Source organism: Streptomyces sp. NBC_01003 (genome assembly GCF_045162695.1).
GTDB lineage: Bacteria > Actinomycetota > Actinomycetes > Streptomycetales > Streptomycetaceae > Streptomyces.
Genome location: NZ_CP108707.1, coordinates 9668339 through 9690912, shown reverse-complemented (window position 1 = coordinate 9690912; position 22574 = coordinate 9668339). Strand labels below are relative to the sequence as shown.

The 22574-nt window shown below is 69.8% G+C and carries 19 protein-coding genes and 1 pseudogene; 8 read left to right on the top strand and 12 right to left on the bottom strand.

The genetic code is table 11. The features are described 5' to 3' along the window. Positions 1 to 62 precede the first annotated feature (62 nt). Complete coding sequence (gene sigJ / locus OG698_RS44580) at positions 63 to 1007, bottom strand: RNA polymerase sigma factor SigJ (RefSeq protein WP_406109856.1); 945 nt, start codon at positions 1005 to 1007, stop codon at positions 63 to 65. Positions 1008 to 1267: 260 nt separating this feature from the next. Beyond that, positions 1268 to 2545, bottom strand: a complete 1278-nt coding sequence (locus tag OG698_RS44575) for an IS701 family transposase (protein WP_406102818.1) — start codon at positions 2543 to 2545, stop codon at positions 1268 to 1270. Between the two features lie 711 nt (positions 2546 to 3256). On the opposite strand from OG698_RS44575, the gene OG698_RS44570 reads away from it, so the two are divergent. Beyond that, entirely contained in the window at positions 3257 to 3652 is a 396-nt protein-coding gene (locus OG698_RS44570) for a hypothetical protein (RefSeq protein ID WP_406109854.1), read from the top strand. A gap of 355 nt (positions 3653 to 4007) precedes the next feature. Here OG698_RS44570 and OG698_RS44565 read toward each other — a convergent pair whose 3' ends face one another. From OG698_RS44565 to OG698_RS44550, 4 genes are all read right to left on the bottom strand, one after another. Continuing rightward, positions 4008 to 4736, bottom strand: a complete 729-nt coding sequence (locus tag OG698_RS44565; protein WP_406109852.1) for an SDR family oxidoreductase — start codon at positions 4734 to 4736, stop codon at positions 4008 to 4010. A gap of 454 nt (positions 4737 to 5190) precedes the next feature. After that, positions 5191 to 6318: a hypothetical protein gene (locus OG698_RS44560; RefSeq protein WP_406109850.1), complete on the bottom strand. Its 1128-nt coding sequence runs from the start codon at positions 6316 to 6318 to the stop codon at positions 5191 to 5193. Between the two features lie 139 nt (positions 6319 to 6457). Next, positions 6458 to 7192, bottom strand: a complete 735-nt coding sequence (locus OG698_RS44555; protein WP_406109848.1) for a FadR/GntR family transcriptional regulator — start codon at positions 7190 to 7192, stop codon at positions 6458 to 6460. Between the two features lie 111 nt (positions 7193 to 7303). Next, on the bottom strand, positions 7304 to 8071 hold the full coding sequence (locus tag OG698_RS44550) for an SDR family NAD(P)-dependent oxidoreductase (RefSeq protein WP_406109846.1): 768 nt from the start codon (positions 8069 to 8071) through the stop codon (positions 7304 to 7306). Positions 8072 to 8318: 247 nt separating this feature from the next. Here OG698_RS44550 and OG698_RS44545 point away from each other — a divergent pair, with 247 nt between their 5' ends. The 4 genes from OG698_RS44545 (at position 8319) to OG698_RS44530 (ending at position 12400) form a co-directional block, all read left to right on the top strand. Continuing rightward, positions 8319 to 9656 (top strand): extracellular solute-binding protein, encoded by a 1338-nt coding sequence (locus OG698_RS44545; protein ID WP_406109844.1) that lies wholly within the window; start codon positions 8319 to 8321, stop codon positions 9654 to 9656. After that, positions 9653 to 10576, top strand: coding sequence for a carbohydrate ABC transporter permease (locus OG698_RS44540; RefSeq protein ID WP_406109842.1), 924 nt, complete (start codon positions 9653 to 9655; stop codon positions 10574 to 10576). Before OG698_RS44545 ends, OG698_RS44540 begins: the two co-directional genes overlap by 4 nt. Next, positions 10573 to 11487 carry a carbohydrate ABC transporter permease gene (locus OG698_RS44535; protein ID WP_406109841.1) on the top strand — a complete coding sequence of 305 codons (915 nt, stop codon included), beginning with the start codon at positions 10573 to 10575 and terminating at the stop codon, positions 11485 to 11487. Before OG698_RS44540 ends, OG698_RS44535 begins: the two co-directional genes overlap by 4 nt. Positions 11488 to 11596: 109 nt before the next feature. Next, a complete protein-coding gene (locus OG698_RS44530) occupies positions 11597 to 12400 on the top strand; it encodes an SAM-dependent methyltransferase (RefSeq protein ID WP_406109840.1) in 804 nt (267 codons plus the stop codon). A gap of 157 nt (positions 12401 to 12557) precedes the next feature. On the opposite strand, the gene OG698_RS44525 is transcribed toward OG698_RS44530, so the two are convergent. Continuing rightward, positions 12558 to 12986 carry a hypothetical protein gene (locus OG698_RS44525; RefSeq protein WP_406109839.1) on the bottom strand — a complete coding sequence of 143 codons (429 nt, stop codon included), beginning with the start codon at positions 12984 to 12986 and terminating at the stop codon, positions 12558 to 12560. A gap of 326 nt (positions 12987 to 13312) precedes the next feature. On the opposite strand from OG698_RS44525, the pseudogene OG698_RS44520 reads away from it, so the two are divergent. After that, positions 13313 to 13709: pseudogene (locus tag OG698_RS44520) on the top strand (IS200/IS605 family accessory protein TnpB-related protein); the annotation flags it as partial. Positions 13710 to 13779: 70 nt separating this feature from the next. Here OG698_RS44520 and OG698_RS44515 read toward each other — a convergent pair. Further along, positions 13780 to 15594 (bottom strand): flavin-containing monooxygenase, encoded by a 1815-nt coding sequence (locus tag OG698_RS44515; protein ID WP_406109838.1) that lies wholly within the window; start codon positions 15592 to 15594, stop codon positions 13780 to 13782. Positions 15595 to 15776: 182 nt separating this feature from the next. Here OG698_RS44515 and OG698_RS44510 point away from each other — a divergent pair, with 182 nt between their 5' ends. Beyond that, entirely contained in the window at positions 15777 to 16838 is a 1062-nt protein-coding gene (locus OG698_RS44510; RefSeq protein WP_406109837.1) for an SDR family NAD(P)-dependent oxidoreductase, read from the top strand. A gap of 148 nt (positions 16839 to 16986) precedes the next feature. Further along, the gene (locus tag OG698_RS44505; protein WP_406109836.1) at positions 16987 to 18021 is read left to right on the top strand and encodes an SMP-30/gluconolactonase/LRE family protein; all 1035 of its coding nucleotides are present in this window, start codon (positions 16987 to 16989) and stop codon (positions 18019 to 18021) included. Between the two features lie 3 nt (positions 18022 to 18024). Here OG698_RS44505 and OG698_RS44500 read toward each other — a convergent pair whose 3' ends face one another. The 4 genes from OG698_RS44500 to OG698_RS44485 all read right to left on the bottom strand — a co-directional run bounded on the left by OG698_RS44500 (position 18025) and on the right by OG698_RS44485 (position 22553). Continuing rightward, entirely contained in the window at positions 18025 to 18627 is a 603-nt protein-coding gene (locus tag OG698_RS44500; RefSeq protein WP_406111633.1) for a TetR/AcrR family transcriptional regulator, read from the bottom strand. A 461-nt stretch (positions 18628 to 19088) separates the two neighbouring features. Beyond that, on the bottom strand, positions 19089 to 21194 hold the full coding sequence (locus OG698_RS44495) for a SpoIIE family protein phosphatase (protein ID WP_406109835.1): 2106 nt from the start codon (positions 21192 to 21194) through the stop codon (positions 19089 to 19091). A gap of 24 nt (positions 21195 to 21218) precedes the next feature. Continuing rightward, positions 21219 to 21659, bottom strand: a complete 441-nt coding sequence (locus tag OG698_RS44490) for a DUF1254 domain-containing protein (RefSeq protein WP_406109834.1) — start codon at positions 21657 to 21659, stop codon at positions 21219 to 21221. A gap of 261 nt (positions 21660 to 21920) precedes the next feature. After that, on the bottom strand, positions 21921 to 22553 hold the full coding sequence (locus OG698_RS44485; RefSeq protein ID WP_406109833.1) for an HAD family hydrolase: 633 nt from the start codon (positions 22551 to 22553) through the stop codon (positions 21921 to 21923). Between the last annotated feature and the right edge of the window lie 21 nt (positions 22554 to 22574).

The window sequence follows — 22574 nt, the reverse complement described above, 5'->3', positions numbered from 1 at the left end:
TGGACTCACCTCCTGAACCGGACAGCCACGCGATCCCTGACAGGTATTGCCTGTGACGTGGGTCACCAGATCTCCCTGAGCGGGCGGTGGGCGCCGGCGGCCGCCCACCGGCTGGTGAAGCGTTCCAGTTTGTCGGGGTTGACCTGGATGTGGAGCGCCCCGACGCCGTCAGGGGTCGCGTGGAGGCAGATCACGCCGACGACGCGCTCGCCGGCCGTGATCAGCAGCGCGGGGCCGCCGTTGACGACGGCGGCGTGCGCCGCCGCGCTGCCACCGACCGCGGCCCGCTTGGCGGCGCCGGGCCGGAACAGACCCCGCAGGTAGCGCGCGATCCCGAGCGCGCCGATGACCGGGGTCCTGCGGGCCTGGACCTTGGCGCCGCCGTCGGCGACGCTGACCGCGTCGGCGGTGAGCAGCCGGATCAGCGGTTCGGTGTCGCCGCTGAGGGCCGCGGCGAGGAACTCCTCGACCGCCTTGCGCGCGGCGTCCGCGTCGACCTCGGTGCGGGCCCGCTCGGCGGTGAGGTGCTGCTTGGCACGCCGGTGGATCTGCTGGCAGTTCGCCTCGGTGAGGTCGAGGATCTCCGCGACTTCGCGGTGCGGGTGGCCGAACGCCTCGCGCAGTACGTACACCGCGCGCTCATTGGGCGACAGCCGCTCCATGAGGGTGAGCATCGCGAGGGAGACCGACTCGCGCTGTTCGGCGGTGTCGGCCGGCCCGAGCATCGGGTCTCCGGCCAGCACCGGCTCCGGGAGCCACTGCCCCACATAGGTCTCCCGCCGGACCCGCGCCGAAGTGAGCTGATTGAGGCAGAGATTGGCGAGCACCTTCGTCAGCCACGCCTCGGGTGTCACGATCAACTCCCGGTCCGCGGCGTGCCAGCGCAGAAACGTGTCCTGCACCGCGTCCTCGGCATCACCGGCCGACCCGAGCAGCCGATAGGCGATCGCCTCCAGCCGACCCCGGGAACTCTCGAACAGATCGGCCTCATACGTACGGAGCGACATCAGACCATGATCAGCCAAGTGAACAGGCCGTGTCCACCTGCCATGTGATCAGACCAGCGCGTGATCGGCCGATCCGGCACCGCAACTGCCAGGCAGTTCGACCTGCCGGTCGCCAACGCGGCGAGCGCCGACTCCGGGTACCGCTCAAGAACGGCTACTAGTAGGACTCCGTTAGGTCGCTCTGGATCTTGGGTTCTGGCTGGCGGTGGATGTTCTGGGCAAGGGGCGGTGGCAGGTGGTGCAGGTGCCGGTCCAGCAGTTCAGCAGGTCCTGGATGGCGTCGAGGATCTGGTAGAGGCTGAGTCCGCTGTATCGGCTTTTGGGGCCAGGCGCTGTTCGGTGAGGAACGCGTGGGCGGCGGTGACCAGGGTGACGTGGTGATGCCACCCGGCCCAGGAACGTCCCTCGAAGTGGTCCAGGCCGAGGCCGTGCTTGAGTTCCCGGTAGTCGTGCTCGATGCGCCAGCGGATCTTGGCCAGGCGGACCAGTTCAGCAAGCGGGGCGTCGGCGGGCAGGCTGGACAGCCAGTAGCCGGTGGGTTCTTGGGCGTCCTCGGGCCATTCGACCAGCAGCGTCACTTCGGGCAGAACACCGTCCCAGTAGCCGTGTTCGGCGGTGGCGGCGGCCTGGGCCAGACGGCGGGCCCTGACCCCGGCCGGCCGCACCCGCAGCGCCACAAAGCGCGAGCGCATCGGCCCGCGGGAGCCTTCCCGCCAGGTCACCTCGGTGAACGCCTGCCGCCCATGGCCGGCCGCCAGCGCGGCCACCGAGGACGCCTTGTCACGGTAGCGGGGCTGCGGCTTGCGGCCGTTGCCGGACCACGCCGGGGCGGTGGGCTGCGCGTCGTGCGGATGGACGGTCACGTCCGAACGGACCGCCACGACATATTTGATGCCCCGCTCGCTCAGGCCGTCGCGGAAGTCGGCGTTCTGCCCGTAGCCGGCGTCGGCCACCACCACCGGCGGCACCAGCCCCCACCCGGCCAGCTCGTCGAAGGTGTCCAGGGCCAGCCGCCACTTCTCCCAGTGCCCGGCCTCCTGCGGTATCCCGGTCTTCTGCCGCCGTCCGGCATCGTCCGCCCACTCCTGGGGCACGAACAACCGCCACTGCAGCGGACAGGACGCGACATCGGAGACCGCGTGCACACTCACCGCGACCTGACAGTTCGCCTGCTTGCCCAGAGCCCCGCAGTACTGGTGCGCGACAGCGACCGACATCCGTCCGTCCTTGGGAAACGACACATCATCGACCGCCCAGGCATCCGGGCCGATCAGCGGCACCAACCGCTCGGCGATCCGCCGCCGCACCGGCACCGGATCCCAGGTCGACTGGTTCACGAACTGCTGCAGGTTCTGTTCATTGCCGTCCGGCAGCCGCTCCGCCATGGCCTGGATGGACTTGCGGCGACCGTCCGTCATCAGTCCCCGCAGATAGCAGTCACCCTTCGCCCGCTGATCCTTGCGCGGCACCGACGCGAACACATCAGCCACGAATAACGCCAACTTCGCCCGAGCACGGTTCACTTCATGTGCGTCCACACACTCACCATGCTCCTGAACACGACCGACCGAAAGACCTAACGGAGTCCTACTAGGGCTGCGACAGTTGGCACTGAATGTTCGCCCGAGTTTGCAACCACGACCTGTTTGCGATCCGGATGACACCAGGTTCGAAGAGCCGTACTGGCGTCGCTGTACGCGGCGCTTGCCTGGTGATGTGAGCCGACTGCACGAGGATGGCTGTGCTGCGGACGGGGCAACATCTGCTGCCCCGTGGTCGCACACCTGCCGGTGGGATGAGCTGCTCGTCCCGGTCTCCGTGTCCGCGGGGCGCTCGGGCTTGATCTGGTGTCGGGGTGACAGTAGCGCTGGTCGGTGACTTGGCAACTGGTGGGCGGGAGCGTCACCCAGGCGGTCGGGGGGCACAGGCGGGCATGGCTGGTGCCGGACCGGTGCGATGGTTCTCCTGGCGGCGCGCCCAACGCCGCAGGCCCGGGCAGAAGTTCCTGGTCAGCACCGGACGGCTACACGGGTTCGAGAGAGGCTAGTCCCGTTGATCTTCCAACTGATACGCGCGAAGACGTGCTCAACATGGGCTCGCGCTTGCTGCCAGCCGTGTCCCCGCGCCCGTTGACAGCAAGCCCCGATGTCGACCGGCAGGACCAACAGGGGGCGGCGAACGACGAGTACAGGCAGCTTGGTTAAATTTGTGGTCGCCTGCGCAAGCCCCCACGGCCTGAGGAACTACCCGTGTCCCAAATACCGCCCCTGGGCGGCCCGAACGCCTCGTACACCTCGGCGCAGATACGACGCAACCGACTGATCTTCCTCGGTCTGGTCCTTGCGCTCGCGGGCATGGTGACGTTCTGGGCCTTGGGCCCGTACGACACGAAGGACCAGTCCGCGACACTCAAGGCCGGTGACTGCTTCCAGAACATCGGGACGGACAAGGAAGCGAAGACCAAGAAGCTCGACTGCACTGACCCGCACGCCGACTACAAGGTCCTGAAGATGGACAAGGACGGAGTCGTCGATACCTTCTCCTGCTCCGATGTCCCCGGCACGACCGGCTCACTCACCCAGTCAGGCTCCGGTAACTGGTTCGTCGTCTGCTTCAAGGAAAACGACGAGAAGGGCAAGAAATAGCCGGGCGCAGCCTTAAGGCTTGCCTGTAAACAATCTTCAGGCCGGTGTGGGCACAAGTCCTTGTGCCCGGGTAGCCGCCGTCCGCGATGGTCATCGTGTTGCCGACGGCAGCTTTGGTACCGGAGTCCTCCCACGCCTCGCGGTCGTTTGGACAAAGCACCGGTAGACCGTCTGCCGGCTCGGCCCACCTCGGTCGCGTCACCCTCCAGTCCGTTCCGGACAGCAGGCGTTGACACCGCAGCATGCAATGGCCGACCCCACTGTCTCCTGGCCGCCGCGCCGAGTTCTTGCCGTCGTCCACGGCTGCCAGGGCTTGTTCATCTGCGGCCCGCGCGCCCGGTAAAGCGCGAGCGAGTCAGGAGAGCCAGTCGGTGTAGCGGGTGGGGGCGAGGTGGGCGTTCTTGTCGGTGAGGACGTCACCCTTGACGGCGGCGAACATACCCGCGGTGGGGTCGGTGACGACGGTGCGGCTGTCGTCCTTGCGGGACAGGGTGATCCGGCCCAGTTCGTCCAGGGTGAAGATCTCGGGACCGGCGATGTTGCGGATGCCGTTCAGCGGGGCGCCCGCGGCCACCTCCGCCACCGCGTCGGCCACGTCCTTTGAGGCGATCGGCTGGATCGGCGTGGCGGGCAGCCGGACGGTGTCGCCGTCGGTGGTCCAGGACATGACGGCGTCCATGAAGTCCATGAACTGCGTCGCTCGGACGATCGAGAAGGGGACCGGCCCGTTCGCGAGGATGTTCTCCTGGAGCGTCTTGGCCCGGTAGTAGTCCAGCTCCGGGACCTGGTCGGTGCCGACGATCGAGAGGATGACGAAATGGCCGACGCCGCCCTTGTGGGCCGCGGCCAGAAGGTTGTCCATGGAGGTCTGGAAGAAGGCCGGGGAGGCTTCGTCGAAGGTCGGGGAGTTCGTGAGGTTGATGACGACGTCGGCTCCGGCCACGGCCTCGTCCAGTCCCTGGCCGGTGATGACGTCGGCTCCGGTGGACTTCGAGTGCGGTACCGCCTGGTGCCCGGCGGCGTTCAGATCCTTGACGACCTGCGAACCGATCAGTCCGGTGCCACCGATGACTGCGAACTTCATTACAACCCTTTCGTTGACGGCATGTGCGCAATATGGCACAAACCCGGCGATTTGGTCCCGGCATCGGACATGGGCCGCATCGGCTGAGGGGGTGCGGTGTCGGCAGCCGTCGACGAAGGTGAGCTCCTCCGGGGCGCCAGGAGCTCCGCTACGCTCCTGTGAAACTTCGCCCCTGCGCCCGTCGGTATGTGCCACCCACGGGCAGGGCCGTCTTCCGTGAAGGCCGCCCGTACAGGACCAGGGACGCCCTCACCCGCCCGTTTCGTGGAACGCCCGCCCCAGCGCCGCGAAACCGCGGTCCTCGCGGGTGGGGTGCACGCAGTTGGCCGTAGGGACGGCGTAACGACCCGTTTCAGGGACGATCCGCAGGCTCGCGCGGGTGAATCCGGTATGGCGGCGCGGGATGGTGGTCCGGGCCTCCGCCAGGACGATGCCAGTCGCCGTGGGGCCGGTCTCAGTCGGCGACGGAGTTCGGATCGTCGAGTTCGTGCAGACCGGCCGGGTCCTCGTCGATCAGCAGCTCCCCGGTCGCTGTGACGAAGCGCTGGGCGTGGCCCCGGTGGACGCACAGGAGTTGGTCGCGGATGCCGGTCGGCCCCCGGTGCACGGCCAGTGCTGCACCGTATTTGCTGCTGTGGCCGGGTAGTTCGGTGTCCGTGCTCCACCCGGCGCCGTCGAAGACGGACCACCGCAGCTGCTGCCGGGCGGGGTCGCGGTGGACGCACATCAGCTTGCCGTCGAAGACGGCGAGGCCGATGTTGCTCCGGGTACGCTGCCCGGGCAGTGCGCCCTCGGAGCTCCAGGTGGTGTCACGCAGCCGGGTCCAGTGGATCGCCCCGTCCTTGGGGTTGCCGTGCAGCAGGTGCAGAGCGCCGTCGTACACGGCGAGGGCCGGCGACCTCGTGGTGGCGCAGCCGGGGACTGGTTCGGGTGGGGTCCAGGTGCGGCCGTCCCGGCTGGTGGTGACCATGATGCGCTGGGCGGCGTCGGCAAAGGCGAGGTGGAGGGCCTCGCGGAAAACGGCGAGCGCCGGGCCGTAGACGCTCTCGGCGTTCGGGACCGGCTGGTCCGGGGTCCAAGTGGTGCCGTCGTATGCGGTCAGCGCGATGCTCCAGTCGCCCGAGCCACCGCGGTGCGCGCAGTACAGCCGGTCCTGGAACTCGGCCAGAGCCGGGCTGCCCAGGGTGTGGTGGGCGGGGAAGGGCTGGTCCTCGTACCAGCTGCCGTCCGCGCGGTGCGCGGTCCACCACAGGTCGGGGTTGTCGCCCCGGCCCTGGTAGACGCAGTACAGGTCCTCGCGGAAGACGGCCAGGGCGGGGGTCTCGGAGGCGTAGCGGGCAGTGAACTGCGTGTCGGATCCCCAGCCCGCGCCCGGTTCGAACACGCTGAACCACAGGCCGGTCTCGCTCGGCGGCGCGTCGCGGGCCATGGGGGCGAGGAGGGTGGGTGCGGCCCACGGCGAGAGCAGCTCGCATCCAGTGCCCCGGGCGGCCGACCGGACCTGTCCGGCACGGCCGGACAGCCGCGCGCCGACGGTTTCGGCGAGGGCCGCGGGCAGGGCTCCGGCGAGCACGTCCTGCACCAGGCCGGGGAAACCGCTGACGGGCCCGCTGCCGTCGGGGGACGCGAGGCGGTCGACGGACCGCTGGTCGAGACGACCGGCATGGCCCCGAGTTGCTGTTCCAGGTGCTGACCGACCGCGAGGCGGCGGAGCCGTCCGCTCAGTCCAGGCCGGGGCCGTGCCCGTCCTGGACCTTGCCCAGGTCCCGGACGGCCTGGTCGAGCAGGGTGCGCATGGCCGACTCGGCCGCGTCGGGATCCTGCGCCCTGACGGCGTCGAGCACGGCGCGGTGGCTGGGGACCGGATCCTCGGGGCGGTCGGAGCCGTGGACGAGGCGATCGCGGACGGCCAGGCCGCTGGATATGACCATCTCCATGCGTTCGAGCAGTTCGTTGTGGGAGGCCGCGAGGAGCGCGCGGTGGAAGGCGAGGTCGGCCTGTACCGCGTCGGCGCCGCCGTCCGCCGCCTGCGCCATCGCGTCGAGCGCCGTCTGCAGCGCCGCGATGTCCTGTTCCGTGCGGCGCTGGGCGGCGAGCCGGACCGCGGCAGGCTCGACGATCGCACGGACCTCGCCGAGATCCCGCAGCAACGGATGCGCGGCGCCGGCCGCCGGCGGTCCGGCGAACTCGAACTGCCAGCGCAGAACGTCTCCGTCGAGCAGATGCCAGTCCGCGCGGGGCCGGACGAAGGTGCCGCGCTTCTGCCGCGCGTCCACCATCCCCTTGGCCGCGAGCACCTTCAGCGATTCTCGCAACGCGGTGAGACTGACGCCGAGTTCGGCCTGGAGCGCGCCGAGGTCGAGCGTGTCCCCCTCGCCGATCCGGCCGCTGAACACCCGGTGGGCGATGGCCTCCACGGTCTGACCGTGAACCCCGCGCCGCGCATAGCCCGACATGTCTGCCTGCCGATCTGTCGTGGGTGGACGGCGTCGCCGAGTATCCCGGTCCCGCCGGGAACACACCCTCTCGCACCGGGAAGACGGCTCGCGTACCAGGAACACGCCCGGTCACGCCGAGGACTTGACGACGCTCCAGCCACCGTCGACGTGGAGGCTGGAGCCTGTGACGTACGACGCCTCCGGCGAGGCGAGGAATGCGATGGCGGAGGCGACCTCTACCGGGTCGCCGAGGCGGCCGGCCGCGGTCTCGGCGGCACTGGCCACACGCTCGTCGTCGGGTACCCGCTCCCACAGGCCGGTGAGGATCGGCCCCGGCAGCACCGTGTTGACCCGCACCTCCGGCCCGTACTCGACAGCGAGTTGACCGCTCAGGGAGAGCAGTCCACCCTTGGCCGCCGCGTAGGCGGGGTGACCGGGGATGCCGTGGTGGGCGTGGACGGACGAGACGAGGACGATGGCGCCACGCTCCTCCCGCAGGTCATCCAGGCAGGTGCGCACGCCGAGGAAGGCGGCAGTCAGGCCTACGGACAGCTGCCGGTTCCAGGAAGCGGAAGATGTTTCGTGCACCGGGGCAACCTCGACCTTCACCGCGTTGCTGACCAAGACACCGACCGGACCGAACGTGTGGGCAGCGGCGAGGACTTGCTCCCAGCTCTCCTCGTCGGCGACATCGGCGCGGACGAAGGCCGCCCGGCCACCGCACTCCCGGATCTCCTTGGCGACGAGGGCGCCCTGCGTCTCATCGACGTCGGCGATCACGACAGCGGCTCCCTCGTCGGCAAGGCGGCGCGCGGTGGCCGCGCCGATACCCGCTGCGGCGCCGGTGACGACCGCGGTGCGCCCGGTGAAGCGGTCTGCTGTACCAGGGGGTGCCATGAAGCAGCTCCTTCCGTTTGGGATTTGTTTGAGATTTGTTTGGGATCTGTCTGCGGTTTGTTCGGGAGCTGTTTGGGATCGACTTCGGGGCTGCTGCGGGTCTCGTCCCGTCACGAGCCTTCACAATACTTCGTAATTAATTGATAGTTGAGGCCGTCGACAGCATCGGCGCCCAAGGCGGAGCGCCTGCGAGTGCACCGCCGCGCCCCTGCCGGGGCGCGGGCCAAGGCACGGACAAGGAGGTCGGATGCCCTCTCGAAGGAAGGTCCTGGCGTGGGGCGCCGCGGCCGCTGCCGGCGCGCCCGCGCTCGCCGCCTGCGGCGAGTCACCGGGCGCCGCCCGGCTCAGCGCGGAGACCCGGCGCCGCCCCGGCGGGAAGGTCCGGCTCGTCCTGTGGACCTGGGTCCCGTTGCAGAAGTCCGTCGCCCTCTGGAACCGGACCCACCCGGACGTCCAGGTCCAAGTGCAGATCGTCCCGGCCAACACGTCCGGCGGGTACCAGAAGATGCACGCGGCGTTGAAGGCGGGCAATCCGCCGGACCTGGCCCAGGTCGAGTACTACGCGCTGCCCGAGTTCATGCTCGTCAACGGCCTCACGGACCTCAGCGGGTACGGCGCCGACAGACTCAAGGGCAGCTACGTCGACTGGCAATGGAACCAAGGGGTGTTCGGCGGCAAGGTGTACGCGGTCCCGCAGGCGTCCGGGCCGATGGGCTTCTACTACCGCAAGGACCTCTTCGAACGCTGGGACGCCGATGTCCCGGGCACCTGGGACGAGTTCCGGCAAGCGGCACGCATCATCAGGATGCGCGGCGGCGGGGCACGGATCTGCTCCTTCGCTCCCGCCACCGCCTCCTGGTTCTCCACCCTCGTGTGGCAGCGCGGCGCGCACTGGATCCGCACGGACCCGGACACCGACACATGGATCGTCGACATCGACAGCAAGGAGTCCCTCGAAGTCGCCGACTTCTGGGACGGCGTCATCCGGGACGACCTCGTCACGATCATGCCGGACACGCAGGCGCCCTGGTACCGGGCAATCCAGACGGGGCAGCTCGCCGCCTGGATCTCCGCCCAGTGGGGCGACGCGCTGCTGCGCGGCAACGCGCCCGGCACCAAGGGCAAGTGGCGGGTCACGGGCCTGCCGCAGTGGGAGGCGGGCGCGCACGCGTCGAGCAACTACGGCGGCTCCTCCACCGCGATCCTGCAGGGCACCCGGCATCCCGTCGAGGCCCTCGAGTTCGCGCACTGGCTGAACACCGACCCGCGCAGCATCGACCTGCTCGTGGCCGCCGGATACGGCTGGCCCGCGGCCCGTATCGACCTCAAGAAGACGGCCCTCGGCAAACCGGACCCGTTCTTCGGCGGCCAGGTCTACAACGAGGTGTTCCAGACCTCCGACCGCAACGTCGACACCTCCTGGCAGTGGTCGCCGACCACCAGCCAGTCCTTCGCACACATTCAGGACGGCATCGCCCGGGCGATCGCCACCGGCGGCACCCTCGTGGACGCGCTCAAGGACGCGCAGGGCAAGGTCGTCGACGACCTCCGGGCCAAGGGCCTCAAGGCGAGGAGCGCCCGATGACGAACACCACTCCCCTGCGGGCCGCGAAGAACCGGTCGTCCCGCCCCGACCGCGCCGCCTGGGCATTCCTCGGTCCCTTCCTCGCGGTCTTCGCCTTCGTCTTCGTCGTGCCCATCGGCTATGCGATCTACCAGAGCCTGCTCAAGGTCGACCGGCACGGCCCGATGGGCCTGGGCGCGCCCACGGTCGGCTTCGCGGGTCTCGACAACTATGTCCTGGCCCTCCAACAGGGCGCGTTCCTCGAGTCGTTCGGCCGCGTGCTGCTCTTCGGCATCGTGCAGGTACCGCTGATGCTGTTCCTCGCCACGTCACTGGCACTGATGCTGGAGCAGGTCGGCCGCCGCTGGTCGGGCGTGCTACGCGCCTCGTTCTTCCTGCCGTACGGCGTGCCGGGCGTCATCGCCACCATCCTGTGGGGCTTCCTCTACGTCCCCGGAATCAGCCCCATCACCGACGCACTCGGCGACGCGGCTCCCGACTTCCTCGGCTACCACGGCGTGCTGTGGTCGATCGCGAACATCGTGATCTGGGAGTTCGCGGGTTACAACATGCTGATCATCGTCGCCCAGCTGAAGTCCGTCCCGCAAGAGCTGTACGAGGCAGCGCAGATCGACGGGGCCGGTCCCCTGCAGACGGCCTTGCACATCAAGCTCCCGCTGATCCGTCCGGCCCTCGTCCTCACCTGCGTGTTCTCGATCATCGGCACGCTGCAGCTGTTCGCCGAGCCGCTCGTCATCAAGCTGCAGGCGCCCGCTGTCACGAACGATTACACGCCGAACCTCAGCGCGTACAACGACGCCTTCGCCAACGCCAATATCTATCTCGCCGCCGCGAAGTCCGTGATCCTCGCCCTCGTCGCCTGCGCCCTGTCGTTCACGTTCCTCAGCCTGGTCACCCGCAAGGAAAGGAGCGGACGTTGAGCGCCACGACCACCACGGACCTGCCCAGGGTCGACACGCCCCCCGTCCCCGCCGCCCCGGCCCTGCCCCGCCGCACCCTGCGCCCCGGCCGGATCCTGCTGGTCGCCTCTCTCGCGGTCGCGGCCTGCTACTTCCTGCTGCCGGTGTACTGGCTCGTCATCGCGGCCACGAAGTCCACCGACCGGGTCTATGGCAGCTCCGGCCTCTGGTTCGACCACGCCCAGCTGCTGGACAACCTGACCAAGGTCTTCACCTACGACGACCACGTCTACCTTCGCTGGGTGCTCAACTCCGCGCTGTACGCGGGGGTCGGCGGGGCCGTGGCGACGCTGCTCGCCGCCGCGGCCGGGTTCGCACTCGCCAAGTACCGGTTCGCCGGCCGGGAGGCGGTGTTCAAGACGGTCCTGGCGGGGGTGCTGCTCCCCCAGAGCACGCTTGCCCTTCCCCTCTATCTCGTGTTCAGCAAGATCGGCCTGGTCGACACGTACTGGGCGGTCCTCCTGCCCAGCCTCGCCTCGCCGTTCGGCGTCTACCTCTGCCGGATCTACGCCGAGTCGGCGGTGCCGGACACTCTCCTGGAAGCCGCCCGGGTGGACGGGGCGCGCGAGGGCCGGATCTTCTTCGGGCTCGTCCTGCGCATCATGTCGCCGGCCCTGGTCACGGTCTTCCTGTTCCAGTTCGTGGGCATCTGGAACAACTACTTCCTGCCCCTGGTGATGCTCTCCGACGACCGGAAGTACCCGGTCACCCTCGGCCTCACCACGTGGAAGACAGCTGCCGACCGGGTGCCGGAGCTCATGCAGTACACCATCGGCGGCGCCTTCGTCTCCGTCATCCCGCTCGCCGCGGCGATGCTCGTGCTGCAGCGGTACTGGCGCACAGGCATGACCGAGGGCAGCATCAAAGAGTAGTGGGAACGGAGTGTTCGCCGCGTGCTGTGACGACCAGAACAACTACCGTCAGGAGTACGGCGGTTGATGTGGCAGGCTGGGGGATCATCGAGGCCGGGAGGGGCTCAGCGTGACACAGGACGGCTTCCGCGCCGGGGAGATCGACACCAGCAAGCCGCATCCCGCCCGGATCTACGACTACTTGCTCGGCGGCAAGGACCACTACGAGGTGGACCAGCGGGCCGGTGACGAACTCGCCGCCGCCGCGCCCGAGGTACGCATCGGCCTGCGGGCCAACCGCGCCTTCCTGGGGCGCGCCGTCCGGCACGTCGTGGACAGCGGTGTCCGCCAGATCCTCGACATCGGCACGGGCCTGCCCACGTCGCCGAACGTGCACGAGACCGCGCAGGCCGTCGCGCCCGACGTGCGGGTCGCGTACGTCGACAACGATCCGATCGTGAGCGCACACGCGGGCGCCCTGCTCAGTGGCTCCAGCGCCACCGGCATCGCCCTGGCCGATCTGCGCGACCCGCGCTCCGTCGTCGACCACCCGGGCGTCCGTCAGGTCATCGATTTCGACGAGCCGGTCGCCCTGCTTCTCGTCGCCGTCGTGCACTTCCTCACCGACGCGGACGAGCCCGAGCGGATCGTCGCCACCTTGCGCGACGCCCTGGCACCCGGCAGCTTCCTCGTCCTCTCCCACGCCACGGGCGACTTCGCCGACCGCAGTGCGGCTCAGGCCGTCTACAGCAAGGCCACAGCCACCTTGAACCTGCGGTCCCGCGCCGAGGTCGAGCGCTTCTTCACCGGCTTCGAACTGGTCGAACCCGGCCTGGCCCAGGCCCCGTTCTGGCGCCCGGACATCCCGCCGCCGGCCGGATCCGAGGGGATCGGGTTCTACGGGGGCGTGGGCCGCAAGACCGGCTCCCGGTGAGCGGCCACCTCAGTCCGGGCGACGGCGTTACTGGCCCGGTCAGACCGTGATGCGGTTGAGGAAGCCGTGGTGCGGCGGCCGGCGCGGGATCGCCGCTATGAGCTGACCTTCGACATGCTCGTCGGCGACGCCTCTTCGGCAACCGGCGATCGGCTGCTCAGGCCGAGTTCTCCCCGGGGACCGGAAGCGGCTGCCGCCAAGGCGTGGATGTGTCGATCTCTGGTGCCTTTCCGCGGATTGACTGTGCCGTGTTCGTGGCTTCCGCGAGGGTGGCAACAGAGACGCCGAGGAGGCTGAAGGAAGCAGGGGAAGAGGTCCGCAGTTCGACACACACGACCGGCCTGCCGGACCGTATGGCCACGAAATCCATCCCGGCTTGGTGGCTGCGCGTGCCGATGCACCAGGTCCCTGGGATCCATACGCCTCTATGGGGGACACCACGCAGAGCCCGCCACCAGTCGGGTTCGACGGTCACCCGGATCACCGCGGTCAGCGGCGCGCGCACATTGCCGTGGCGGGCGGCTGCCCTTTCCCGCCATGACAGATACACAACCAAGTCATCGCCATCAACGAAAATCCGCGCCATCGTTCGGATTCTCCTTCCCGTCCTGGGTTACGGAGGCCGCTTCCCGTCCTCGGCTCCGGAGGCCGCTGGATACCGGGCGGGCATGGCCTCTCGTGGCTCGAGAGGCTGAGGCCGGACACGGCGGTGCCGGTCGGGCCGAGGAGACAGATCACCCGACGCGATCACCGGCAGACCGCCGCCAGCAGGGACTGGGCAAGAATTGGTTGATCTCGGGCACTGCCTCCTCACCGGAATCGAGGAGCACCACGTACGCCGCCGGGCGACTCTCCGTCTCGCCATCCTTCACGTGCACCCCGAGTACCCGGCCTTCACACCGCCAACCACTACACGGGCGACGCCGAAACCCACCCTGCAGAACCCGGCTGGTTTCCATGGCAGCCGAACTCGGCATCCCTCTCGTGGCCGTCGACCCCGCCTACACCTCGGAAGGGGGCGCCCAGCACTGGCAAAAGCCCCTGACCAGCAGCAAACGCAAACCCACCCGCCACGAAGCAGCCGCCATGGCGATCAGAAGGCGCGCCCTGGGGCACCCGATCCGGCGACGGACGACACCGCCCCGTACCACCACAGCGATGGGTACGGGCATCGGACCGCCCAGGCCGGACCGGACGCCCCGGGGCGTGAGGGCTCCCCGCATCCCCGGGCCACGGACACGATCCGTGCCGCCCGGACGCGGAGCGTACGCGGGCGACCAGAACACCCAACACCGCTCGGGGGGTTCGGCTGAGCACGAGACCTGGCAACAGGACTCACTCCCGCACGGTGAGGGGCGCCGCCCCTACCGGTCGACGCATCAGATCGAGGCGGTGGCCTTGGCCTGGAGTGCCTCGGTGATGTTCTCCTCACGCCAGCGGCGCAGGAGGTCATGGAAAGCGACGGCGCCGTGCGGGTAGGCGGTGGGACCGTTGGGGCGCCCGCGGCCCTCGCGGTTGTAGTAGCCGGGGGTGCAGTCGGCATGGAACCACTCATGGTCGGGGGCGCCCTTGGCGCAGACGTCTGTCCAGGCGGCCTCTCCCTCGGGAGTGGGCTCCACGACGGCGCTCTTCTCCTCCGCGGCGGTGACCAGCGCAGCGGCGTGCACGGCCTGTTCGTCCAGGATGTGCGTGAAGTTCACGCTGCTGGCGTTCTGCAACGAGCCCATCTGGATCAGGTTCGGAAACCCGTTGCTGGTGAAGCCGTGCAGAGTACGTGGGCCCTGCTGAGCCCGCGCGTGCAGAAGCTGAACCCCCTCCCGGCCGGTCACGGGCAGGTTCCCTGAGGTGATGCCGGAAACTCCCACGGAGAACCCCGTGGCGAACACCAGGCAGTCGACCTCGTACTCCACCCCGCCGACGACAACGCCGCGCTCCGTCATGCGCTCGATGCCATGGGCGTCGGCGGTGTCCACGAGAGTGACGTTGTCCCGGTTGAACGCGTGCAGGTACTTGTCGGAGAACGTGGGACGCTTGCACGCGTATCGGTACCAGGGCTTGAGTGCCGCGGCCGTGGCGGGGTCGGTGACCTCGGCGGCCACCCGCTCGCGGACCTGGTTCATCGTGGCGTGGTCGGCGGCCTCGTAGGCGGCTTCGAAGTCCGGCTCGCCGTCGCGGCGGAAGCTGGGCAGGAGCTTCTCCAGCAGGCCGGCCGATTCCGTCCAGCGGTCGGCGACCAGGTCCTGCCCGGCACCCTCCCCGGAGACGATCCGCAGGAAGTTCTCCCGGCGTTCGGCCGCCCATCCCGGGCGGTCCGCGCCGACATCCTGAGGTGTCATGCGCCGCTGACCGCGCACGTCCACGGCGGAGGGGGTGCGCTGGAAGACGTACAGATGCCCGGCGTCCTCGGCCAGCATCGGAATGACCTGCACGCCGGTGGCTCCGGTGCCGACGACAGCGACCCTCTTGCCGGCCAGGCCCGTCATGCCTCCCTCGGGACTGCCGCCGGTGTATCCGTAGTCCCAGCGGGAGGTGTGGAAGGTGTGGCCTCGATAGTCCTCGATGCCGGGGATGCCGGGCAGCTTGGGCTCCGTGAGCGTGCCCGTTGCCGTGATGACGTAGGTGGCGCGGAACTTGTCGCCGCGATCGGTGGCGACCACCCATTGCTGGGCACTCTCGTCCCAGGCCAGTGAGGTGACGGCGGTGGAGAAGAGAGCGTCCTCGTACAGGCCGAACTGCTCGGCGATGCGCATCGCGTGCCGGCGGATCTCCTCTCCCGGCGCGTACTTCCACTCGGGCACGTATCCGGTCTCGTCGAGCATCGGCAGGTAGACGTGCGACTCGACGTCGCAGTGGATGCCCGGGTAGCGGTTCCAGTACCAAGTGCCTCCGAAGTCACCGCCCTTGTCGATGACGCGCACGCGAGCCACGCCCTGGCCGCGCAGGCGCGCGCCCGCCAGGATCCCGCCGAAACCGCCACCGACTATCGCGACGTCCACCACGTCGCGCAGCGGCTCGCGCTCCGCCACTTCGTCGACGTACGGATCGGCGGCGAAGTAGCCGAACTCCGCGGCCGTGGACCGGTATTGGCCCGGGCCTTCGGGGCGCACGCGGCGCTCCCGCTCGACGCGATAGCGCTCGCGCAGGTCAGCGGTCTCCTGCGGGGTGGGTGGGGTGTCGCACTGAGGCAGGGGCATGTGGCGGATTCCTCTCGTGGGGGAGGTGCGCAAGTAGCCGCGCGGGATGGGGCGGTGCCCTCGTGGGGCGTCCCGCGAGGGCACCGGTACCGTAACCCAAGAACCGGACAGCATTGTCCGGTTGCGGTGCGGGTTTTGTCTCGAACAGCCCCGCCCCAGCCCCACGACACGAAGGGCCCGCGATGTCGAACCTCACCCCCGCTTCCCCTCTGCGCGACTGGCTGGCGGATCACGCCGCCGGGCAGGTCCTGCGAGGTCTGCTGGCCTCCCAGGGGCAGAGCGAGCAGGCCCTGGCCCCCGCTCTCGGCGTGCCGCTGGAGCAGCTTGTGAAGGTGTCCGGCGGGAAGTTCCCGCCGGAGCTCGTGGGCGCGTTGGTCACCGCCGCTGAGACCGGCCGGGTCCCCGAGGGCCTGCCCACCGCTCCCCCGGCCGGCACCGCAGTGGCCGTTGAACCCGACCTGGGCGTCGAGATCGCAGCCCCCGAACCGTGGACCGAACAGATCACGCACGGTCGCTTCAGCGGCCAGACCGTCGTCGTCACCGGCGCCGCCTCCGGCATAGGCAAGGCCGTCGCGTCGCGCGTCGTGCGCGAGGGCGGCCGCGTGATCGCCGTCGACGTCTCCGCCGACGGCCTCGCGGCCCTGACGGCCGACCTGGGAGAGGCGGTCGCGCCGGTCACCGCCGACATCACCTCGCCCACGTCCGCCGACGCCGTCCTGGCCGCCGCCGGCGGTCGCGTGGACGCGTTGGCGAACGTCGCGGGCGTGATGGACGACGACGCCGCCGTGCATGAGGTCGACGACACGATCTGGGATCGCGTCATGCGCATCAACGTCGAGGGACCCATGCGCCTGATGCGCGCCGTCGTGCCCGGCATGCTCGCCGCCGGCGGCGGCCGGATCGTCAACATCGTGTCCGAAGCCGCCCTGCGCGGCTCGGCGGCCGGTGCCGCCTACACCACCTCCAAGCACGCGCTGGTGGGCCTGACGAAATCGTCGGCCTACCAGTACGCGGGCACCGGCGTGCAGGTCAACGCCGTCGCACCGGGCGCGGTGGCCACCGGAATCCACGTCCCCGCCGCCGCCCCGTACGGCTCGTCCCGGACCGCGAAGATGCGCGTCGCGATCCCCGGCCTGGCCATGGCCGAGGAGCTGGCCGCCTCGATCACTTTCCTCCTCAGCAAGGACGCGGTGAACATCAACGGCGCGATCCTGCCCTCCGACGGCGGCTGGTCCGCCGCCTGACAGCTGCCCGGCCGGGTCGTCCCCCCTCGTGCCGAACTTCCCGGCGGGAGAGCCCAGTTGCTGAACACCCGCACCACGGCCGGGAGTACGCCTCCTGCACGTCACGACGTCCGGATCTCCCGGATGACAGGAAGGAGCACATCACCGCATGACCACGTACCGCACGCCCCGCGCCCTGGCGGGTCTGGCCGCCGTCGGCTTGCTGGCACTGACCGGCTGCGGCACTCAGACCGGCGGCGCCCCGGCCTCGAAGAACCCCATGCCGCCCGGCGAGGGCAGGAACATCCGTGCCACCCAGCTCGCGCACGTGACCGACGTGCACGAAGCCACCGGCATGACTCTGCTGGAGGGCCCCGTCCTGTACGAGGACGGCCGGCTGTACGTCGTGGACGTCACCGCGCCCCCGGGCGAGCCCAAGCTCATCTCCGTCGATGTGGCCACCGGTGAGCACAAGGGCGTCTACACCGACAGGACCGGCGCCTACACCTCCGCGCAGACAAGCCCGCACGACGGCCGCCTGTACCTGACCGACTTCGCCACCGGTTCGATCGTCAGCCTCGCGCCGGACGGCTCGGATCCGCGCACGTTCTTCTCCGGTGCGGTCGACGGCTCCAAGATGACCCCTGACGACATCGCCTTCGACGACGAGGGCAATCTGTACGTGAGCGACGCGCACGGCACGGAGCCGGACGAGACCGACGGCCGCATCGTGCGCATCGACCGCGACGGCACGAAGAGCAGCGTCCTGGCCGACGGGCTCGCCCAGCCCAATGGAGTCATGTTCGACCCCGGCCTGCACGGCCTGTGGATCAGCGAGCTCGCCGAGGACACCATCTCCTACCTGTTGCTCGATGCCGGCAAGGCCGCTGTGACCTCCCGGCACGAGGCCATCCATGTCGACGGCGGCCTGGCCCAGACCGACTCCATCGCCGTGGACGCCGACGGCAACCTCTACCAGGCGCTGCACGGCCGACCCGCCATCGCCGTCTACAGCAAGTACGGGGCGCGTCTGGCCACCGCCGAGGTCCCTGCCAAGGACGCCGAGGGTCTCAAATCGGCGACCAACGTCGCGATCGCTCCGGGCGGCACGAAGGCCTATATGACCGTCAGCGGCCCCGACGGCGGGTACGTCTTCACGTTCACCGCACTGGCCAAGGGCATCCGCCAGTCCAACGGCGGCTGACGGTCACACGTCCACGACCGCCTCGCAAGGCCGCAATGGCCCCACCTCGACGCCGAGCAGTCCCCAAGCCGCAACGGCGACGCGCGCTCGTTCCGCCGGGGTGGGGCCGCTGACGGCGCCGGAGACCATCGCGACGGCGAGCATGACGTCGTCGGCGGACAGGCGATGCCCGGCGGGCAGGCACCGGGCCAGGACAGTGCGGACGCGCTCGGCCAGCGCGCGGGCCTGCTCGCCGTCCCCGCGCACGCGCAGCAGGTCGACGAATGCCGTCGAGCGGGTCAGGTGCCAAGTGACCACGCCCAGAACGCCCTTGAGGCTCGCGCCCGGCTCGGCCCCGGCCCGCTCGATCTGCTGGACGTTCTCGTCCAGGACGGCGGAGGCCAGCGCGAAGCGGTCGGCGAAGTGCCGGTAGAGACTGCCCTGCCCCACCCCCGCGCGGCGCGCGACGGCGGACAGCGGGGCGTTCAGGCCCTGCTCGGCGAAGACCTCGCGGGCTGCGACGATGAGAGCGGAACGGTTGCGAGCCGCGACCCGCCGCCCCTGGTTCGCCGGGCGGCCCTGGCCGACAGCGCCGCTGCCATCGGAGCTCGTGCGGCCGCCCCGCACCACGGCCGAGCCCCGCGCGGCCGACTGCGGGTCCTGGGGCTCGCTGGGGTTCGTCACCTTGGCAGCGTAGTACGAGCGCAGGGCGCACCCGTCCGGCAGCTCATCCAGCGCCACCGCGCTTTTCGCAGATCGGAGCGCACCCTCCGGCCGGGTCGCGGGTCCGCTCTGGTGACCGTCGCAGACGTCGTGCGACGACGTAGCGTGATCCAGTTCTGGGGATGGCGCGATCGTGTCCGTGTCCACGCCCGAGCGCGGCACCCCGCCGGCTGTAGTGCGCCGCCGCATCGCCACCCGCATTACTGGCCGTCGCGGTCTTGATGCCTGGCTTGGCGATCACTGCGGAGAACTGGGTCCGTGACCCGATCGGTTCAGGAGGCCTGCGGGTCATCGGGGCAGGGACGTTGCGGTCAGCAGTGCAATGAGGCCGTTGGCCGTGCGGAGCTGCATGGCGGTCGGCTGCTTCACTGTGCCGATCGAGCGCCCTCGTCGGTCCGGGCGGGAAGGGTTTGCTGCGCCCAGACCGTCTTGCCTCGCGCGGCGTAGCGCGTGCCCCAGCGGTGGCTCATGGTCATCACGAGATACAGTCCGCGACCGCCCTCGTCGGTGTCGTGGGCGCGGCGCATGTGTGGCGAGGTACTGGCTCCGTCGGTGACCTCGCACGTCAGGTGCCGGTCGCGGATGAGCCGGAGACGCACCGGGCCCTCGCCGTATCGGATGGCATTCGTCACCAGTTCGCTGATGATCAGTTCGGTTTCGAACGCGATGTCCTCCAGCCCCCAGCCGGCCAGCTGCCGTTCGCCCAGGGACCTCGCCGTGGCGACCACCGACGGGTCGGACGGCAGGTCCCACTGGGCCACCTGGTCATCGGCGAGACCGTGGGCGCGTGCGAGGAGCAGCACGGCGTCGTCCTCGGCCTGCTCGTCGGTCAGGGCGTAGGCGATCGCGTCGGCCATCTCGGGCAGCGCGCGGTCCTGGTGGGCGAGAATCCGCCGGAGCGTGTCGGCCGCCTCGTCACCGCCCGCGAGCAGTCCGTCGGTGTACATGCAGAGGACGGCGCCGTCGTCGAGGTCGTACGTGGCTGTCTCGTATGTGCCGTGGGCCGTGCCGAGCGCGGCGCCCGCGTCGGCCTCCACAGTGGTGACCTCTCCGGCCGGCGAGACGATCAGCGGGGCGGGGTGCCCGGCGGAGGCGAGGGTCAGCCGGCGCTTCACCGGGTCGTAAACGGCGTACGCGCAGGTGGCGACCCGTCCGCCGGTAGGGATGTCCTCATCGTGGCCCAACCCATTGGCGTCGACGTTCTCGCTGGCGAGCCGGGCAGCGATCTCGTCGAGGTGGGTCAGCAACTCGTCCGGCTCCAGGTCGAGTTCGGCGAGCGTGCGCAGGGCGGTACGGAGTCGCCCCATCATGGCAGCGACCTCGATCCCGTGTCCCACGACGTCGCCGACGACGAGGCCGACGCGGGCTCCGGACAGTTCGATCACGTCGAACCAGTCCCCGCCGGCCGTCAAGGACAAGGACAGATGCGCCGTCTCGACAGTCGTCAACTCCGGCATACGGCTCGGCAGCAGATGCCGCTGGAGAGCCATGGCTGTGTTCCGCTCACGTGTGTAACTCGACGCGTGGTCGATGCCGAGGGCGGCCCGGGAGGCGACCTGCACCGCCAGATCGAGATCCTGCTGTGTGTACGCCTGGGGCCGCTCCGAGCGGTAGAGCGTGACGACACCGAGCACGGCATCGGGTACGACGAGGGGCACGGCCATCAACGAGTGGACGCCCGCGGCGGCAAGTGCGTCGGCGTGCTCGGACAGCTCGGGGGACCAGACCCCCTCGGCGTCCAGGTGCGTGACCAGGCGGGGCGTGGCGTCCTCGAGGCTCCGAGTGAAGGGGGTGGCCAGGGGCAGCGTCTCAAGGATCGTGTCCCTTCCGCCGGCGTGTGTGTCGGGCCCGTTCAGGAAGGCCACCCGGCGCAGCGGCTCTGCGGCGTCGACCCGTCCCCGACGGCGAGGCTCACCGCGCAGTACCCCATCCAGGATGTGCACGGTCACGGCGTCGGCGAGGGCCGGCACCACCGCGCTCGCCAGTTCGCGGGCGGTAGTCGTCGCATCCAGCGTCGTGCCGACGGTCCGGCGAGTGTCGTAGAGGAGATCGAGCCGCGCCCGGGCCGCCTCACGTTCGGTCACGTCCTCGACCACCAGGAGCACACCGGGCTGCCCGTTGGCCGCGTCGTCCACCTGGTACATGGACACCGAGACCGTCAAGTCCTCGTCCGGTCGGGTGGCCGGCGTGCCCTTCAGGGTGTGCCACAGCACGGACTGACCCGTGCGGAGCGTTTCCCGAGCGAGGGCGGCGAGCTCCGTGGTGTCGAGGCCCGAACTGACCTCTCCGAACGTCCGCCCGAGTACCCGCTCGGCAGAGATGCCACGCAGGCCACGGGACGATGTGTTGTAGCGACGCACCCGCAGCTGTTCGTCGAGAAGGAAGAGGCCGAGCGGTGCTTGTGTGAACAGTGCTTCCAGCACGGCCGAGTCCGATGCTTCCGTGCCGCGGTGGGGGTCGGCGTCAACCACGTGCGTCCCTCCTGTCCGACTGTTTCACGCCGGTTGAGCGGTGTTGAGGGGCGGCAGGGTGCACGAGCCGTCGAGGGCTTCCGGGCGCGGTTGGGACTCACGCGGGACGGGCAGGAAGGTGCCTGTTCCGGTTCCGGTGGCACGGTGGCCGAGGTAGGCGAAGTGGTCGATCCAGGTGTCGACGAACTGCATCACGCAGTAACGCCCGGCCGTGTCACGGAGCCGCAGCAGCAGACCGCCGTTGAGGTCCAGCTGTGTCGAGGAGTAGAGCGTGTCGTTGTTGTCCCTGACGAACGCGTCCCGCGGTCCGGCCGGCGCCGTGGCGTGGCTGAAGGCGTCGAACGGGGCGGCGGGCGGCGCAGGGATCCCCTCGCGGGTGGACCGCGCGACCTGCTCCAGGCAGAAGGCCATCGGGGAGCCGTAGAGGAACGCGTCAGCCGCCGGTCCACCGGCTTCTTCCGCCATGCGCGCACCACCTTCCTGGGACTCCCTTCCGCGCCATCCTCGCCCCACCTGCCTCGCTCCGCCACCCGCGTCCGGGTCCTCTCGACACGGTCGAGCGTGGGGCATCCGGCAGTCGGCCGATGGCGGCCGGGGTTCCGGGAGCATGTGTGGTGAGGTGTATGGGCAGGGGCACCCACCGGCCACGCCGTATCCCTGCGCTGGGTCTATGGGCAATCGGGCCGAAGTCGGCGCACTCCTGAAGTCCCGCCCTCATGTCAGGTGTCATTTCCCCGTAGGTCGTCGAGTCGTCAACCAGTGGTCGATGACGGCTGCCAGCTCGTCGCGATCGGTGAAGACGTGCCCGTTCATACCGGTGGCCTGTGCGGCGCGTACGTTCTCCTCTCGGTCGTCGACGAAGAGGAAGTCGGCCGGGGCGGCTCGCATGGCGACGGCGCAGTGTCGGAAGGCTGCCGGGTCCGGTTTCGCCGCTTTGATCTTCCCGGAGAAGGCGACGTGATCCAGATCGTGCAGCCAGGGCTGCGCGGCGAGGAAGGCGTCCGCGTGGTCGCAGGGGATGTTGGACAGCAGGGCGACCTCGGCGACGCCGCGCAGAGACCGGACGTAGGCGACCATCCGGGTGTCGACGCGTGACCAGCTGTCAATGTCGGTGAGGCGCAGTTCCTCGATCGTGCCGGCATCGGCGGACCGCGACAGCCATCGCAGTACGGCGTTCCAGTACTCGTGCGCGGACTGCTGACCGGCGTCGTAGGTCGGGCGACAAGCCCAATAGGCCGTGGTGAAGGCGTCGGTGGGTGCGTGGCAGCGGGCGGCCATCTCTTCCAGGGCGCCCGGGCGTTGGTGGCGGGCGATGACCCCGAATAGGTCGAACAGCACGATGCTCCGGTCGGTGGACATGGTCGTGAGTTCCTTCGGATC

Coding starts and splice junctions, on each gene's coding strand:
- sigJ (WP_406109856.1), bottom strand. CDS start 1,007: ATGTCGCTCCGTACGTATGAGGCCGATCTGTTCGAGAGTTCCCGGGGT.
- OG698_RS44565 (WP_406109852.1), bottom strand. CDS start 4,736: ATGAAGTTCGCAGTCATCGGTGGCACCGGACTGATCGGTTCGCAGGTC.
- OG698_RS44555 (WP_406109848.1), bottom strand. CDS start 7,192: ATGTCGGGCTATGCGCGGCGCGGGGTTCACGGTCAGACCGTGGAGGCC.
- OG698_RS44550 (WP_406109846.1), bottom strand. CDS start 8,071: ATGGCACCCCCTGGTACAGCAGACCGCTTCACCGGGCGCACCGCGGTC.
- OG698_RS44545 (WP_406109844.1), top strand. CDS start 8,319: ATGCCCTCTCGAAGGAAGGTCCTGGCGTGGGGCGCCGCGGCCGCTGCC.
- OG698_RS44540 (WP_406109842.1), top strand. CDS start 9,653: ATGACGAACACCACTCCCCTGCGGGCCGCGAAGAACCGGTCGTCCCGC.
- OG698_RS44525 (WP_406109839.1), bottom strand. CDS start 12,986: ATGGCGCGGATTTTCGTTGATGGCGATGACTTGGTTGTGTATCTGTCA.
- OG698_RS44515 (WP_406109838.1), bottom strand. CDS start 15,594: ATGCCCCTGCCTCAGTGCGACACCCCACCCACCCCGCAGGAGACCGCT.
- OG698_RS44510 (WP_406109837.1), top strand. CDS start 15,777: ATGTCGAACCTCACCCCCGCTTCCCCTCTGCGCGACTGGCTGGCGGAT.
- OG698_RS44505 (WP_406109836.1), top strand. CDS start 16,987: ATGACCACGTACCGCACGCCCCGCGCCCTGGCGGGTCTGGCCGCCGTC.
- OG698_RS44490 (WP_406109834.1), bottom strand. CDS start 21,659: ATGGCGGAAGAAGCCGGTGGACCGGCGGCTGACGCGTTCCTCTACGGC.
- OG698_RS44485 (WP_406109833.1), bottom strand. CDS start 22,553: ATGTCCACCGACCGGAGCATCGTGCTGTTCGACCTATTCGGGGTCATC.